The following is a 15,121-nucleotide window of genomic DNA, read 5'->3' as shown; positions in this document are numbered from 1 at the left end:
CACCTGATAGAAGAGTCGCGACTCAGGCCGCTTTGGCCTTGGGCGTGTAGAACGGATTGCTGATCTGATCCTTGATCTTCGCGATGTCGTCGAGCTTGGGCAGCCCATTCATCGCAGCATGGATCGCGGTCTTGCAGGCGACGTAATTGTTCTCGTACACAGCGTCCAGATCGTCGCACGACCAGTTCACCCAGTTCGCCGTGACGACGCACCATTCGTTTTCGGCTTCCGGCGGCAGCGTGCCGTCGAGCATCGCTTCCGTCACCGCCTTCGCGATGGCCGCCTGCGAGGCGCCCCACGTGGCGTTGCCATGCAGATCGCCGCGAATATCGGCCTTGTTCACGTAGAGCGTGGCGGGCTTGACCGGCACGTTGGGCTGCGCGACCACCATGAAAGGCACGTGACCTTGCGAGGGCGACGAAAGGCTGTTCGTGAACGCCTGACCGACCGGGCCATTACGCGGGCCAATCATGATGTTGATGTGGGCAGCGTTTACGCCTGGTCCTGCAAAACCCTCGCCGATATAGACTTCCAAGGCTTTCATATTGACTCCGTCTCCTGGTGTGCCGGTGTTTGATTGGTGCGCTGCAACGTGCGTTTTTTATCGATGCAGGCTGCGCGTCGAGACGAATTCCAGCACACGCCACGCAGCGCTGAAAGCTATGAAATCTCATGGGGGCATGACGCCGGATCATCGGCATGAGATCAGGTAATGCTTCGATGACTTTTCGTTGCTTCGCAACCCAAAATGCTGCCGTTAGACTCTGTTCGCGCCGAAACGAAAATCCGCAAAAAGCCGCTCCATGCAGCGGCACGCACGGCGACCCCGACAACGAACGGAGGAGACATGCAACGAATCACCCTGGCAGGCGTGCGCCTTGCCGCAGCACTGGCGCTCACCTGCGCCGCGACGAGCAGCTTTGCAGCCGGTAACTGGTGTCAATCAGGCAAAACGGTGAAGCTCGCCCAGATCACATGGGAAAGCGGCGCGCTGATGACCGAAATGGTCCGCACGGTGCTGGAAAAAGGCTACGGCTGCAAAACCGAAGTCGTGCCGGGCGCGACTGCCGCCACCGAAACCGCGCTCACCAATAACGACCTGCAAATCTGGGCCGAACACTGGACCGGCCGCAGCCCGATCATTGCGCGCGGCCTGAAAGACGGCAACGTGAAACTGGTAGGCGAACTGATCCCCGGCGGCGACAAGGAAGGCTGGTACGTGCCCGACTACGTCATCAACGGCGACGCCAAACGCGGCATCAAACCGCTCGCGCCGCAACTGCGGTCGATCGCGCAACTGCCGCAATACAAGGATCTTTTCAGCGACGACGAAGAACCCGGCAAGGGCCGCTTCTACAACTGTCCGGCTGGTTGGGATTGCGAGCGCTTCAACAATCGCCTGATGTCCGCCTACAAGCTCGGTGACGATTACACCAACTTCCGCCCCGGCACCGGCGGTGCGCTCGACGCCGCGATCGCTTCGGCGTATGAGCGCGGCAAGCCCATCCTCTTCTACTACTGGCAACCGGCCGGGCTGATGGCGAAGTATCACTTCGTACAGCTTGCGGGTGCACCGTACTCCGACGCCTGCTGGAACACCATCGCCGATCCCAAGGGCACGCCTTGCGCCTCGGCGTTCAAGGTCTCGCATCTGAAGGTCGCGGTCTCCACGCCGTTCTTCGACGCCCAGCCCGACGCCGTTTCGTTCTTCGAGAAAGTGAGCCTGCCGCTCACGCTCGACGAACAACTGGTCCAGCAGATGCACGACAAGAAACTCGACGCCTCCACGGTCGCGCGCAGCTTCTTCGAGCAGCATCCGGAAATCTGGAAGCAATGGGTCACGCCGGATGTCGCGGCGCGCGTGCAGGCGGGTCTCAAGACCTGACCTGATCCGCAGGATCCGCACTTACCGCATTACACGTCACACGCAGAATGAGGCTCACCATGGGATCTCCCTTTCTCCACCTGTCGATCGCCGATTGGGTCAACGATCAGGTCACCGCGTTCGTGCAGCAATACGGCGACGCGTTCCACAACTTCAGCGTGCTGATGCTGCGCGACGTGCTCGTGCCGCTCGAAGGCCTGCTGCGCGCCATGCCGCCTCTGCTCGTGCTCGCCCTCGTGGGCCTGCTGAGCTGGCATGCGTCGCGCCGTGTGGGCGTGGCGCTGCTGTTCGTCGGCCTGCTCTGGCTGATCGGCTGCTTCGGGCTGTGGGACAAGCTCATGCAGACCTTCGCGCTGATGGTGGTCGCCACCGTCATTTCCGTGGCGCTGGGCGTGCCGCTGGGCATTCTCGCGGCCGGTAGCGCCACGCTGCGCCGCATTCTCCTGCCCGTGCTCGACGTGATGCAGACGCTGCCCAGCTTCGTCTACCTGATCCCGGTGCTGATGCTGTTCGGCCTCGGCAAGGTGCCGGCGATTCTCGCCACCGTCGTCTACGCGCTGCCGCCGCTGATTCGTCTGACCGATCTGGGCATCCGGCAAGTGGACGGCGAGATCGTCGAAGCGGCGCGCGCCTTCGGCACCACGCGTGTGCAACTGCTGTTCGGCGTGCAACTGCCGCTGGCGCGCCCGAGCATCATGGCCGGTATCAACCAGACCACGATGATGGCGCTGTCGATGGTAGTGATCGCGTCGATGATCGGTTCGCGTGGCCTGGGCGAAGACGTGCTCGCGGGCATCCAGACGCTCGACGTGGGCAAGGGCACGCAGGCCGGTATCGCGATCGTGATTCTCGCGATCGTGATCGACCGTATCAGTCAGGGTTACGGTCAGGGACGCCGCACGCGCGGCCTCGCGCGCCAGAAGCAGCCGTCGCGCATTCCGTTCCGCCGTGCCCGCAATCAGGCCGACGCTAACGCCGATGCATCCAAGTCCAGCGACCTGAGCGGCCAGCCCGCCAAGTAAAGCGAACTAAGGCGCACTCGCGCAGTACACACGAACACGTATAGAGGTAACCAACATGAGCGGCATTGAAGTCAAACACGTGTACAAGATCTTTGGTTCGCGCGACGCGAGCGAACGTGCGCTGGAACTGCTGCGCGGCGGCGCGGGCAAAGCGGAAGTGCTGGAAAAGACCCGCTGCAACGTGGGCCTGAACGACGTGAGCCTGTCGATCGGCTCGGGACAGATCTTCGTCATCATGGGGCTGTCGGGCTCGGGCAAATCCACGCTCGTGCGCCACTTCAACCGCCTGATCGAGCCGACCGTCGGCGAAATCCTGATCGACGGCAAGGACGTGCTCAAGCTCAACGACAACGGCCTGCGGGAGCTGCGCCGCTATGGCGTGAGCATGGTGTTCCAGAGCTTTGGCCTGCTGCCGCATCAGACGGTGCTCAACAACGCCGCCTACGCACTCGTCACGCGCGGCGAAAAGAAGGCGGCGGCGCTTGCCAGCGCGCGCGAGTGGCTCGGCAAGGTGGGGCTCGGCAATTACGGCGACCACTACCCGGACGAACTCTCGGGCGGTATGCGTCAACGCGTGGGCCTGGCTCGCGCGCTCGCCGCCAACACCGACGTGCTGCTGATGGACGAAGCATTCTCCGCGCTCGATCCGCTGATCCGCACCGAAATGCAGGACCAGTTGCTCGAACTGCAAAAGTCCCTGCAAAAGACCATCGTCTTCATCACGCACGATCTGGACGAGGCGCTGCGCATCGGCAACCAGATCGCGATCCTGCGCGATGGTCGCCTGATCCAGTGCGGCACGCCCGAAGACATCCTTGAGCGCCCCGCCGACGACTACGTGCGCCGTTTCGTCGAGCGCCGCAGCGCCGTGACTCACTAAGCGCCCGATGCGGGCGCTCTACGGCCTGCTGGGCGGCTACACGGTTCTCGTCTGCGGCAACAGCCTCCTCACCACGCTGATCTCGCTGCGCATGCTCGAAGCTGCGCACGGCGCGCTCGGCGTGGGTCTCGTGCAATCGTGCTACTACGTCGGCTTCATTGCGGGCGCGTTGGGGCTGGGTCCGCTGGTTGGGCGGATCGGGCCGCAGCGCGCCTTCATCGGCTTCGGCGCGCTCACGGCGCTGGCCGCCCTCGGCTATCTCTCCTTCGATTCGCCCGATGCCTGGGCCGCGCTGCGTTTCGTGACGGGCTTCAGCATGGTCGGCGTGTTCACGTCGATCGAAAGCGGCGTGAACGGCGCGGTGCCCAACGAGCGGAGCGGACGCGCCTTCGCGCTCTATCTGGTGCTCACCTACCTGGGCGTGAGCGCCGGGCAATTCCTGCTAGGCGTGGCCGCGCCCGGCAGCAATGTCGAACACGCACTCGTCAACGGGCTTTACGTGATTTCGCTGATTCCCGTCGCGCTGATCGGCGATTGGCAGCAAAGCGTGCCGCCGCCCGTGACCGAAGCCGCCGCGCGCGCCTCGCCGCTCGCCACGCCCAAGCGCCCTACGCTACTGCTCGACGGCCTGCGCGAACTCGCACGCGTCGCGCCGCGCAGTGTCCCCGCGTGTATCGGCGCGGGGCTGCTGTCGAGCGCGTTCTACGCGCTCACGCCGGTTTATCTCGCGCGTATCGGCTTTCCGGCGGGCGATATCTCGCATGCGATGGGGGTCGTGCTGATTGGTGCGCTGCTGTCGCAATGGCCGGTGGGACGGCTATCCGATCTGCTTGGCCGCCGCGCGACACTCGGTCTCGTCTCGCTGGTCGCCGCCGTCGCGGCCGCCGCGCTGATCGTCGTGCGCATTCCGCTTCTGGTCGATACGCTGCTGTTCCTGTACGTCGCGCTCACCTTCACGCTGTACGGCGTGATCGTTTCGGACGTCAACGATCACGTCGACCAGACCCGCCGCGTGCAGACCAGCGCCACGCTGCTGCTGGTGTTCTCGCTGGGCGGCGCGGCCGGGCCGACGCTAGCTTCGCTCTTCATGCGCCTGCTCGGCCCTGGCGGCCTCTATATTTTTGCGACGGCCGTGACGCTCGGTCTGGCGGCGCTTTCGCGGGCGCGGCGCTAGATGGCCGCGCGGCCCGGTATACTCCGTCGTTTTGGCGCCGCGCCTTTTCGCGATAGCGCCGACCGCGAGGAGACGACCTTGAAGCGAAAGATGCCGGCGCTGAACGCCTTGAAAGCGTTCGAGGCGGCAGGCACGAGCGGCAGCTTCACCCGCGCCGCCGAACAGCTGAACGTGACGCAGAGCGCCGTGAGCCGCCAGGTGCGCCAGCTCGAAGAACAACTCGGCGAAACGCTGCTGGAGCGCCACCATCACCGGCTCGAACTGACCGAGGCCGGGCGCGCGCTTTTGCGCACGCTCCAGCAGTCGTTCGATCGTATCGAAGTGACCGTGCGCACGATCCAGCAGAAAAGCGACCTGAACCGCCTGCGTGTGAACGCGCCGCCCACCTTCGCGAGCCGCTGGCTGGTACCGCGCCTCACGCGCCTGCACGCGCGCCATCCTTCGCTCGAATTGAGCCTCACGACGCAGTTACAGGACACGCTCGCCGATTCGACCGCGCTAGACTGCGCGATCCGTTTTGGCGATGGCGAATGGGACGGGCTGGAGAGCTCGCTGCTGATGCACGAGTCGCATATCGCCGTGTGCGCGCCCGCGCTGCTGGCGAACGGTCCCGTCGATCTCTCGCAGCAAACGCTGCTACACGTGCTGGCCGCGGAAAACCAGCGCTATCTGACGTGGCGTCACTGGCTGGACGCTGCGCGCATCGAGGATGTGGACACCTCGGGCGGCTATGAATTCGATCTGCTCGACCATGCGATCCGCGCCGCCATCGAAGGGCTGGGCGTGACCATGGCCGATCGCAACATGATCGGGCGCGAACTGGCCGATGGCCTGCTCGCGCCGGTGCGCGACATCCACGTGGATGGGCGGCAATCCTACTGGTTCGTGGTGCGGCCCGAACAGAAAGCGTCCAGGCCGCTCCAGCTTTTCAGGCAGTGGCTTCAGGAAGAGATCGCCGCGGCCCGCTGAACGTTTTGCGCCAGGCTGCGCGCGGCGATCGTGCGATCTGCGTCTTCCAGAATCAGATCTGCGCCCTTTTCCGCCACCATCATGGTCGCCGCGTTAGTGTTGCCGGACGTGATGTTCGGGAAGATCGACGCATCGACCACCCGCAGACCGTCGATGCCATGCACGCGCAGGCGCGCATCCACCACCGATGTTTCCGGGTCCGGACCCATCGCGCAACTGCCGCACAGGTGATAGATCGAGCCGCTTTGTTCGCGGAAGAACTTGAGCATGCTGGCGTCGTCGGTGACTTCGCCGGCGGGCGTGACTTCTTCCACCGTGATGTCCTTGAGCGCCTTCGCCTGCATGAGCTTGCGCACCAGACGGCTGCCTTCGATGGCTTCGTCGCGATCCTTTTGCGTCGACAGATAATTGCCGCGGATCTTCGGCGCATCCGCAACGCTATCCGAGGCAATTTCGACCGAACCGCGGCTGGTCGGACGGCACGGATTAAAGCAGACGAGGAAGCCCGAATACGGTTCCGGCGTCAATTGTGCGCGATTTGATTTAGGAATCCGATACGACAGCGGATTGAAATAAATCTGCATATTTGGATGGACCTGATCCTCAGACGTACGGAAGAAACCGCCCGACTGGTTCACGCTCATCGAGAACGGCCCTTTGCGCTGGAAGACATACTGCATGCCGAACTTGATCTTGCTGACCCAACTGCTGAAGGCGTCGTTCAGCGTCTTCACGCGCGAGCGATAGTAGAAGCTCACGCACAGATGGTCCTGCAGATTCTGGCCCACGGCAGGCAGTTCATGCACCAGGCCGATGCCGTGCTGCTTGAGCAGCGCGGCCGGGCCCACGCCCGAGAGTTGCAGCAGCTTGGGCGAATCGACGGCCCCCGCCGCCACGATCACTTCGCGATTGGCGTGAAATGTGCGCTTGACGCCTTGCTGCTCGATTTCAACGCCGATTGCGCGCGGCGTCTGCGGGTTCGCCTCCGGACTCGCATCGAACAGCAAGCGTGTTGCGCGTGCATGCAGCTCGATCTTCAGGTTCGGACGCTCGCCCGCGCGATGCAGATACGCAAAGCTGCTGGAGGCGCGCTGGCCATTGCGCGTATTCACATCGTAAATACCCACGCCTTCGAGCTTCGCGCCGTTGAAATCGTCGTTGCGCGCATAGCCCAGTTGCTCGCAGCCTTCCAGGAAGGTCTGGCAGATCGGATGCGCGCCGTCTTTCATCGGCGAAATACGCACGGGACCATTCGCGCCGTGCCACGGCGTGTCGCCCAGCGGATGCGATTCGAGCTTGCGGAAATACGGCAGCACGTCCTGATACGACCAGCCCGGATTGCCCGCAGCCGCCCAATCGTCGAAATCGCGCTGCGCGCCGCGCACGTAGATCATCGCGTTGATCGAGCCCGAGCCGCCCTGCACCTTGCCACGCGGAGCGTAGATCTGGCGACCCGCGAGTTCCGGTTCCGGCTCGCTGTAGTACATCCAGTTGTGCACCTTGTTGTAGTACAGCTTGGCAAAGCCGATGGGTATCTTGAACCAGAACGAGTTGTCCGATCCGCCCGCTTCGAGCAGCAGCACCGAATGGCGTCCCGAAGCCGAAAGCCGTTCGGCGAGAATGCAGCCCGCCGAACCCGCGCCGACAATGATGTAGTCGTAATTCATCGCTATGTTCCCGCGTATTGACTGGCGCCTAGCCGCGTGCAGGCGAGTTATCGCGCACGTCAGCCGGTTGGCTCGCCATCTGCAGATGCAGACGCTTGCCGGTGTAAGGCGAATGCGCGCGCACCACGTCCATGTTCAGTTCGACGCCCAGACCCGGCGCCTTCGACGGAATGATGTAGCCCTCTTCCCACTGGATCGGCTGCTTGAGGACTTCCGCATGGAAACCGCCCCACGTGCCGATACTTTCCTGGATCAGAAAGTTCGGCGTGCAGGCCGCCAGCTGGATGCTCGCCGCCGCGCCAATCGGGCCGTTGTAGAGATGCGGCGCGATCTGCGCGTAATAGACCTCGGCCAGCGTCGCCACTTTTTTCGCTTCGAGCAGGCCGCCCACGCGCGCCACGTTCAACTGGATGATCGAGGCTGCGCCCGCTTCCAGCAGCTTGTGGAACTCGTATTTCGTGATCAGACGCTCGCCCGCCGAAATCGGAATGCTGGTGTGCTTCGCGACTTCGGCCATGGCGTCGGGCTGGCCCGGAGGGACCGGCTCTTCGAACCACAGCGGATCGTATTTTTCGAGGCGTTTCGCCAGACGGATCGCCGACGAAGGGACCATCTGACCATGCGTGCCGAACAGAATATCGGCCTTGTTGCCCACGGCTTCGCGCACCTTGCGGCAGAACGTTTCGCAGCGGTCGAGCACTTCCAGCGAAAGCTGATGGCCCGAGTACGCGGTGTACGGGCCGGCCGGATCGAACTTCACGGCGCTAAAGCCCATCTTCACCATCTGCGCGGCGCATTCGGCGGCGAGATCGGGATCGTCGTAGTCGTACTCGCCCTTGGCGTTCTTCGGATAAAGATAGGTGTACGAACGTAGACGCTCGTTCACCATGCCGCCCAGCAATTCGTACACGGGCTTGTTCGCGGCCTTGCCGATGATGTCCCAGCAGGCCATTTCCAGACCGCTGACGATGCCCATCATCGTGAGATCGGGGCGCTGCGTGAAGCCGCTCGAATACGCTTCGCGGAACAGGCGCTCGACATGATGCGGATCGTGGTCGAGCAGATAGCGCGAGAACGCATCTTCGATGGCCGGCACCATCACATCGGGATGGAAGGTGGCCGCGTAGATTTCACCCACGCCCTGGATGCCGCAATCGGTTTCCAGCGTGACGAAGATCCAGTACATGCCGCCGAGGTGCGGAGGAGGCACCGCAACGACGTGCGTTTGCATTGCAACGACTTTCATGGTTCGAGCGTATTCAGGCAGGTTGTGAATAGGACATGCGCTTGAGCACGAGCGCGGCGATGCCGCCAAGCGTGCCGATAGCGGCCACGTAAGCGAAATAGAACTGATAGCCGAGCATGCCCGCGTAATGCTCCGTGATGTAACCGTTCAGGAGCGGCAGGAAAATGTCCGACGAGTAACCAATCAAGGAAACCAAGCCAATGGCGAGACCCGTAATGCGCATCGGAATCGCGCAGTAGTCGAGCAGCGTCCAGTAGAGGCCGCGAATCGCGTAAGTCATCAGGCCGATAAACAGCACCACCACGCCGAGCAGCGCCATATTGCGCAGCGAAGGCAACACGATCAGTCCGATCAGCCCGACCACCGCGAGGAACATCGCCCAGATCAGCACGCGCAGATTCGAGAGACGGTCGCCCAGATAGCCGCCGCCGATACCGCCGAGCGGGCGCATCCACAGCTTGAGCGTGGTGACCATGCCGGCCGCCACGACCGTCATATGCATCTCGCCCTGTTGCAGATAGGCGGAGAAGCTGTAGGTCGCCCAGAAGATCTGATAGCCGCAGAACACCACTGCCGCTACAAGCCACAGTTGCGGAATCTTCGCGAGCGTCGAGAGATCGCGCCAGAGCGCGCCGCGCGCATTCGATTGCTTCGCGTCAGCGGCGCCTTGCGTATCGTCCTGGATAGGCGCGGCGTCCTTGAAGAAGCTCATCAGCGCGCCAATGCCAATACACGTGAACGAATACAGAAAGATCACATGACGCAGACCCGTCGCTTCGCCACGGCCCGAACCGGTTGCCGCCGCGAACAGCGCAAGCGCAACCGTCGCCAGCAAGGCTTCGACCAGGCCTCGCCCGCCGTCGAGCAGACCGAAGAAGCGGCCCTGTTCGTTCGCGCCTGCGATCATGCGCACACGCTTGAGCACCGACGCCCAGAACGTCAGCCCCGTCGTCAGGCCCCAGCAGCAGAAGATCACCATCAGAATGGGGAACGCCGGCGCGGTCGAATACCAGAGTCCCAGCGCGCCCGTGCCAATCAGCGAAAAGCAGATCAACAGACGTGGCGCGACGCGGTCGGCGAGCCAGCCGCTCGGCAGATACGACAGAAAGAAAATAATGCCGAGCACCGAATAGAGGTAGCCCAGTTGCGCATTGTCGATATGGAACACATCGAGCATCGTGGTCTGATAGACCTGGCGCAGATAAAGAATCGGATAAATGGCGCCTGCAGCCAGCACCAGCAGCATGAGCTGGCCGTAGCGCTGCATCTTGCCTGATGAGGTGGAAATGGACGAGGCAGTCGGCGACGCAGGCGCGCCGGGTTTCGCGATGGACTTCTGCAAGATTGTCTCCATACCGCAGACTCGCTTGCAGGCTCGCTCAAGGGCGGCCGTGCAGCGGTCGGCGTTTCTTCAAGCGGGCGTCCGTTGCAGCAGACGCCCTTTACCTATTCGCTCAGTGATCCGAACTAATCAATTTCCTGCAACATCTTTAGAACGGCATGACCACGAGGCGCGTCTGCGTGAATTCGAGCATGCCATGTTTGCCGTCGTCACCGCCCAGGCCAGAACGCTTCCAGCCGGCGTGATAGCCCTGGTACGGGTCCGCGGGCGTGCGATTGACGTACAGCTCGCCTGCTTCGATCTCGTTGGCGACGCGCATCGTCGAGCGATAACGCTCCGTGTACAGCACCGACGACAGACCGAACTGATGATCGTTGGCCATGCGCAGCGCGTCGTCGAGCGTTTCGTAGGACAGCACCGGCAGCACCGGCCCGAAAATCTCTTCCTGCACGATCTCCATGTCCTGGCGGCAGCCGCTCAGGAGCGTGGGCGGATAGAAGTGGCCCGTGCCTTCCGGCAGATAGCCGCCGGTTTCGATCTTTGCGCCGTCGGCCACGGCGCGCTCGACCATCGCGTGGATCGACGCGCGCGCCTGCTCGCTGATGAGCGGGCCCATATGCGAGGCATCCACCGCGCGGTCGCCAAACGTCACGGCCTTCATCTTTTCGCGCAGCAGCTCAACAAAGCGCGCGTGCACCGACGCCTGCACATAAACGCGCTCGATAGCTGTGCAAAGCTGGCCGCAGTGCGTGGTCTTGGAACGCACGATGGCAGCAGCAGCAGCTTCGAGATCGGCATCCGCCTCGATGATGGCCGGCGTCTTGCCGCCCAGTTCGAGCGACGGCTTGGCGATGTTTTCCTTGCAGTAATCGAGCACCTTGCGACCCGCCGTCACGCTACCCGTGAGCGTGATCATGCCGACGTCGCGCTGCGTGCAGAGCACGGCGGCAGTGTCGTGATCCATCGCCAGCACGTTGATGAGACCGGCCGGCACTTGCGCCTCTTGTGCGGCGCGCGCCACTTCGAAGGCCGAGCACGGCGTGTTGTTGCTCGGGCGCACCACCACCGCATTGCCCGTGATGAGCGCGGGGGCGATCTTGCGCAGCAAGGTGTAGATCGGGAAATTAAACGGAATCAGGCAGGCCGCGACGCCGATCGGCTCGCGCATCAGGACGAGATTCTCGTTGGCGCTGTCGCTGGGGATCACCTCGCCTTCGATGCGGCGGGCCCATTGCGCGTGATAGCGCAGGATTTCGGCGGCGTAATGCGCTTCGGCGGTGGCGTCGGCCACGCTCTTGCCGGATTCGGCCGCCAGCACCGCGCCGATCACGGGCGAGCGGGCGTCGATGGCATCGGCGAATCGTGTGAGGATTGCGCCGCGCTCGGCGGCGGGCAGGCGGCGCCAGCTGCGCTGCGCCGTGGCCGCGGCCTCGACCGCGCGAACCGCATCGGCGGCGCTTGCGGCGCTTACATGGCCGATCAGCCCGCCTGTGGCCGGGTTATAGACGGCGATGCGCTGCGCGTCCGTTTCGAGGAATGTCCCGTTAATGAAGTTGTAATCTGCTCGCATGATGTGATGCCTGATCGTCGCCACGTCTGAGGTGGGCGCAGTATCCCGCTGCGACGGAATGGCTCACAAACGATTAATTGTCGAGGGAAGCATGCGGAAAACGCATGCTTCCCACAGGCCCACCCCGTAAGGGTTTCAGCCCTTACCGGCGGCAAGGTTACGCAACATTTTTCGCAGCCGCACCGCGCTTGCGCGGCGGCATTGGTATACCCGCGAAAGGACTTGTAAGGCTTCCGGTAAAGCGCCCCTTTGATTGTTGCTTCATGGCGCGCCGCTTGACGCGAAGATTCACTCGCCGCCACGAAACCCGGTTTCGGGCGGTGCACCACGGGGGCGGCCGCTGCGGCGGCGCGCGCCCTCCTCTTCGTTTCACTGTGCCAAGGAGGCCCCACATGACCAGTTCCATCGGTTCCAGCAACCTCACCCGCCCTGCGTCGCTCGAGCCGCTCGCAAACAATCGCAGCAGCAAGCCCAGCGGCCTGCAACAACCGGGCGGCGAATCGTCGGCCAAGCCGGAAACCGTGCAACCGACCCCGGTCGGTCCGCTCGGCCACACCATCAACACCACTGCATGACCGCTGCGTCGATTGTCGTGTCGTACTCCCAGGTAATGTCCAGGCTGACCGCCATGCAACTTTCCAATGGTTTCACGCGTACAGCGTCGGCCCTTTTGCTCGCCAGCCTCGCGCTGCCGCTCGACGGCTGCGCGGTTGTGGCGTTCCCCTGCCGTGTCGCTTCGGCGACGCTGAAGATCGTGCCCGTCGTCGGACATCCGGCGGCGATCCCGTTCGACGCCTGCGCGGCGGCAGTCGACTAAGCGGAGCTGCATCATGAAACGGGCGTCGTGGATTGTCTGCACGGTAAGCGCTATCGGTGCACTCTGCACTGGCATGTTCGCCATGCCGGCGCGTGCCGAGGCAGTGAGCACCGCGGCGTCCGTTACTGCGCCAGCAGCAACGCACAACGTGCACAAGGCCGAGCTTGAGCAAGCCCAGCAAAAGTCGTCGAATCCGCCGTCATCGCATGCGGCATCACCTGCGCCGGCGCCACGCCGTGCGACGGCCGCGCGCACGCGTACCGCCGTGCCGGACGACACGCCGTTCTCGTTTCGCGGCATCTCGCTAGGCATCACGCTGAGTGCGCTGCGCGAAGCCAACATGATCCGCGCGACGCCGCACGAAAGCACGCTGGTATGCGAAACCGACGTGGCAGGCGGCGACATCGGCATGATGCTCAAGAGTTACGCCAGCCCCACCATCGCCTGCCGCTGGGCGCACCGCACTTCGAACGGCTGGACGCCTTCGCTTGCGGTTGTAGCCGGCGCGCCCGCCGTGGATCATGTGCTGCGTTTCGCGCACGACGCGCCCGGCGAGCCGCTGCGGCTCTATGAAATGTCTTTCGTGGTGGACAGCATGACCGCGTTCGATCTGCGCGATCTGCTCGCGGCGCGTTACGGCAAGCCGCGCATGCGTGGCAACGCCGATGTGCCGCTGCTGGTATGGGACAACGCCGCCAGCACGATCACGATCTGCATGCTGCCCGATGGCGGCCGCGCTACGCTCACCTATCAGCTGAAAACACCCAGCCCGCGCCCCAAGGGCTTCGAGCGCGCGTTGAAGGTCAGCCAGTTCGACGAAGGCTGACCGGACCGGCAGCCTGCGGGCTGCAGAGGCCGACAAACCGAGCCCGCCCCCACGCGTATCCCGACGAAAATGATGAAATCTTCTCGCGCTCAACACCTTCCGATTAAATCGGATTCCTTATCTTCTGTTACGGGCCGCAAGGCGGTGAAATATTCGCCGCGCTTTGCGCTCTGCCTGATTTCCGGCGCTGCGTTCGCGCTCGCGGGCTGCGCCACGCAGGACTCGATTGTTGAAACGCCGATGACGCCGCCGCTGGCCGAAGCGCCGCTCAACGTGAACACGAGCGGCTCGATCTATCAGGCCGGCACGTCGGTCGCGCTTTATGAAACGCCGCGCGCCCAGCATATCGGCGAAGTGCTGACGATCCGTCTGTCCGAATCCTATACGGGCAACGACAACGCCACGGCTGCCGCCAAGCGTTCGAGCGACATTACCGCAACCGCCGCCGATCAATCGACCGGCACGGCAGCGCGGCTTGCGCGTCTGTTCAACATCGGTTCGGCGTCGACGACATTCAATGGCAGCGGCAGCCACACGCTGTCGAGCGGCATGAACGGCACGCTCGCCGTGACCATCATCAGCAAGACGCCGACGGGCAATCTCGTGGTATCCGGCGAGAAAATCATTGCCATGAGCGGCGAGCATCAGCGCCTGCGTTTGTCGGGCATCGTCAATCCCAACGATGTCGAAGCCGACAATTTCGTCGATTCCGGCAAGATCGCCAATGCGCGTATAGAAGAAGTCGGCCACGGCATGCTCAACGACGCGACAACGGTGGGCTGGCTGCAACGCATGTTCCTGAGCGTGCTGACTTTCTAAACCGTATTCCTGGCCAATCCCTGGACAATAGAAAAAGGGCGGATCGCTTTACATAGCGATCCGCCCTTTTTTACTGAATTCTGACTCTTTCTTAATCGTCTTCGATTTTCACGTCGTTTTTGTATTCGCCCTTATATTCGCTGTAACGCTCCGCCACGCCCACTTCGCCATCGGGCACGAATACATAGCCGTGACCCCAGACCGTTTGCAGATAGCGCGGCTCGGACGGATCGGTTTCGATCAGTCGACGCAGACGCCAGATCGCCACATCCAGGCTGCGGTTGCGATAACGCCCCGCTTCGCCATAGACGATTTCGATGATCTGCTCACGCGAGAGAATCGTCATCGCGTGATTGACGAACAGTTTCAGGAACGCGAATTCGCTCGAACGCAGCGGAATACGCTCTTCGTCGCGATAGAGTTCGCGCGAGCGGAAATCCAGCTCGAACGGCCCGAAGCTGAACGATGCACGGCTTTCCGGCGCGCCCGTCGCGCTTGCCACGCTGCGTCGGCGCATGACCGTGCGGATACGCGCGGCCAGTTCGCCTGGATCGAAGGGCTTGCCCACGTAATCGTCCGCGCCGAATTCCAGGCCCAGCACGCGATCGATCACTTCGTTACGCGCGGTAAGCATGATGACGGGCAGATCGTCGCCGCTCGCGCGCAATTCGCGCAAGGCGCTGATGCCGTCCACTTCCGGCATCATGATGTCGAGCACGACCACCTGCGGTCGCTCGGACCTCAGCTTGTTCTGCAGGGCGCGCGCCGACGGCAGCGCGGTGACGGTGAAGCCGCGCATCTGGAGATACTCGGCAGTGACGTCGCGCACGACGGGATCGTCGTCGACGAGGAATACGTTATTGGTCATGCGCAGATCGTAAGGGACTTCGCCGGTCGCGGCATA

General features: G+C 63.2%; 15 protein-coding genes. 9 read left to right on the top strand and 6 right to left on the bottom strand.

Annotated features, from left to right (window positions below; translation table 11 throughout):
* Window positions 1–22 precede the first annotated feature (22 nt).
* Window positions 23–544 (bottom strand): formaldehyde-activating enzyme, encoded by a 522-nt coding sequence (gene fae, locus F3J17_RS12170; RefSeq protein ID WP_167058146.1) that lies wholly within the window; start codon window positions 542–544, stop codon window positions 23–25.
* 303 nt (window positions 545–847) lie between these two features.
* Between fae and F3J17_RS12165 the strand changes: the two genes are divergently transcribed.
* From F3J17_RS12165 to F3J17_RS12145, 5 genes are all read left to right on the top strand, one after another.
* Window positions 848–1,885, top strand: coding sequence for an ABC transporter substrate-binding protein (locus tag F3J17_RS12165; protein ID WP_167058143.1), 1,038 nt, complete (start codon window positions 848–850; stop codon window positions 1,883–1,885).
* A 59-nt stretch (window positions 1,886–1,944) separates the two neighbouring features.
* Window positions 1,945–2,907: a proline/glycine betaine ABC transporter permease gene (locus F3J17_RS12160; protein WP_167058140.1), complete on the top strand. Its 963-nt coding sequence runs from the start codon at window positions 1,945–1,947 to the stop codon at window positions 2,905–2,907.
* Window positions 2,908–2,962: 55 nt separating this feature from the next.
* Entirely contained in the window at window positions 2,963–3,787 is an 825-nt protein-coding gene (locus F3J17_RS12155; protein ID WP_167058137.1) for a betaine/proline/choline family ABC transporter ATP-binding protein, read from the top strand.
* 7 nt (window positions 3,788–3,794) lie between these two features.
* Complete coding sequence (locus F3J17_RS12150) at window positions 3,795–4,961, top strand: MFS transporter (protein WP_167058134.1); 1,167 nt, start codon at window positions 3,795–3,797, stop codon at window positions 4,959–4,961.
* 90 nt (window positions 4,962–5,051) lie between these two features.
* The gene (locus tag F3J17_RS12145; RefSeq protein ID WP_205194774.1) at window positions 5,052–5,930 is read left to right on the top strand and encodes a LysR substrate-binding domain-containing protein; all 879 of its coding nucleotides are present in this window, start codon (window positions 5,052–5,054) and stop codon (window positions 5,928–5,930) included.
* Here the strand turns inward: F3J17_RS12145 and F3J17_RS12140 are convergent.
* The 4 genes from F3J17_RS12140 to aldA form a co-directional block, all read right to left on the bottom strand.
* Complete coding sequence (locus F3J17_RS12140; protein ID WP_167058128.1) at window positions 5,903–7,597, bottom strand: GMC family oxidoreductase N-terminal domain-containing protein; 1,695 nt, start codon at window positions 7,595–7,597, stop codon at window positions 5,903–5,905. The genes F3J17_RS12145 and F3J17_RS12140 overlap by 28 nt on opposite strands.
* Window positions 7,598–7,625: 28 nt before the next feature.
* Window positions 7,626–8,843 carry a mandelate racemase/muconate lactonizing enzyme family protein gene (locus F3J17_RS12135; RefSeq protein ID WP_167058125.1) on the bottom strand — a complete coding sequence of 406 codons (1,218 nt, stop codon included), beginning with the start codon at window positions 8,841–8,843 and terminating at the stop codon, window positions 7,626–7,628.
* Between the two features lie 13 nt (window positions 8,844–8,856).
* A complete protein-coding gene (locus tag F3J17_RS12130) occupies window positions 8,857–10,110 on the bottom strand; it encodes an MFS transporter (protein WP_240160956.1) in 1,254 nt (417 codons plus the stop codon).
* A 223-nt stretch (window positions 10,111–10,333) separates the two neighbouring features.
* Window positions 10,334–11,755: an aldehyde dehydrogenase gene (gene aldA / locus F3J17_RS12125; protein WP_167058122.1), complete on the bottom strand. Its 1,422-nt coding sequence runs from the start codon at window positions 11,753–11,755 to the stop codon at window positions 10,334–10,336.
* 392 nt (window positions 11,756–12,147) lie between these two features.
* Here aldA and F3J17_RS12120 point away from each other — a divergent pair, with 392 nt between their 5' ends.
* From F3J17_RS12120 to F3J17_RS12105, 4 genes are all read left to right on the top strand, one after another.
* Entirely contained in the window at window positions 12,148–12,330 is a 183-nt protein-coding gene (locus F3J17_RS12120; protein WP_167058119.1) for a hypothetical protein, read from the top strand.
* A 53-nt stretch (window positions 12,331–12,383) separates the two neighbouring features.
* Window positions 12,384–12,572 (top strand): DUF6726 family protein, encoded by a 189-nt coding sequence (locus tag F3J17_RS12115; RefSeq protein WP_167058116.1) that lies wholly within the window; start codon window positions 12,384–12,386, stop codon window positions 12,570–12,572.
* 13 nt (window positions 12,573–12,585) lie between these two features.
* A complete protein-coding gene (locus tag F3J17_RS12110) occupies window positions 12,586–13,398 on the top strand; it encodes a hypothetical protein (RefSeq protein ID WP_167058113.1) in 813 nt (270 codons plus the stop codon).
* A gap of 144 nt (window positions 13,399–13,542) precedes the next feature.
* Window positions 13,543–14,217, top strand: coding sequence for a flagellar basal body L-ring protein FlgH (locus tag F3J17_RS12105; protein ID WP_345891183.1), 675 nt, complete (start codon window positions 13,543–13,545; stop codon window positions 14,215–14,217).
* A gap of 91 nt (window positions 14,218–14,308) precedes the next feature.
* Here the strand turns inward: F3J17_RS12105 and F3J17_RS12100 are convergent, their stop codons facing one another.
* Window positions 14,309–15,085, bottom strand: coding sequence for a response regulator (locus tag F3J17_RS12100; protein ID WP_167058108.1), 777 nt, complete (start codon window positions 15,083–15,085; stop codon window positions 14,309–14,311).
* Window positions 15,086–15,121: the final 36 nt, after the last annotated feature.

This window comes from Burkholderia sp. Ax-1719 (assembly GCF_011753055.1).
Taxonomy (GTDB): Bacteria; Pseudomonadota; Gammaproteobacteria; order Burkholderiales; family Burkholderiaceae; genus Paraburkholderia.
Note: the sequence above shows the minus strand (reverse complement) of the source record. Positions and strands in the feature narration are given on the sequence as shown.

Bases quoted from the DNA above. Each gene is read 5' to 3' on its own strand.
- fae (WP_167058146.1), bottom strand. From the start codon at position 544: ATGAAAGCCTTGGAAGTCTATATCGGCGAGGGTTTTGCAGGACCAGGC.
- F3J17_RS12165 (WP_167058143.1), top strand. From the start codon at position 848: ATGCAACGAATCACCCTGGCAGGCGTGCGCCTTGCCGCAGCACTGGCG.
- F3J17_RS12160 (WP_167058140.1), top strand. From the start codon at position 1,945: ATGGGATCTCCCTTTCTCCACCTGTCGATCGCCGATTGGGTCAACGAT.
- F3J17_RS12155 (WP_167058137.1), top strand. From the start codon at position 2,963: ATGAGCGGCATTGAAGTCAAACACGTGTACAAGATCTTTGGTTCGCGC.
- F3J17_RS12150 (WP_167058134.1), top strand. From the start codon at position 3,795: ATGCGGGCGCTCTACGGCCTGCTGGGCGGCTACACGGTTCTCGTCTGC.
- F3J17_RS12145 (WP_205194774.1), top strand. From the start codon at position 5,052: ATGCCGGCGCTGAACGCCTTGAAAGCGTTCGAGGCGGCAGGCACGAGC.
- F3J17_RS12140 (WP_167058128.1), bottom strand. From the start codon at position 7,597: ATGAATTACGACTACATCATTGTCGGCGCGGGTTCGGCGGGCTGCATT.
- F3J17_RS12135 (WP_167058125.1), bottom strand. From the start codon at position 8,843: ATGAAAGTCGTTGCAATGCAAACGCACGTCGTTGCGGTGCCTCCTCCG.
- F3J17_RS12130 (WP_240160956.1), bottom strand. From the start codon at position 10,110: ATGCAGCGCTACGGCCAGCTCATGCTGCTGGTGCTGGCTGCAGGCGCC.
- aldA (WP_167058122.1), bottom strand. From the start codon at position 11,755: ATGCGAGCAGATTACAACTTCATTAACGGGACATTCCTCGAAACGGAC.
- F3J17_RS12120 (WP_167058119.1), top strand. From the start codon at position 12,148: ATGACCAGTTCCATCGGTTCCAGCAACCTCACCCGCCCTGCGTCGCTC.
- F3J17_RS12115 (WP_167058116.1), top strand. From the start codon at position 12,384: ATGCAACTTTCCAATGGTTTCACGCGTACAGCGTCGGCCCTTTTGCTC.
- F3J17_RS12110 (WP_167058113.1), top strand. From the start codon at position 12,586: ATGAAACGGGCGTCGTGGATTGTCTGCACGGTAAGCGCTATCGGTGCA.
- F3J17_RS12100 (WP_167058108.1), bottom strand. From the start codon at position 15,085: ATGACCAATAACGTATTCCTCGTCGACGACGATCCCGTCGTGCGCGAC.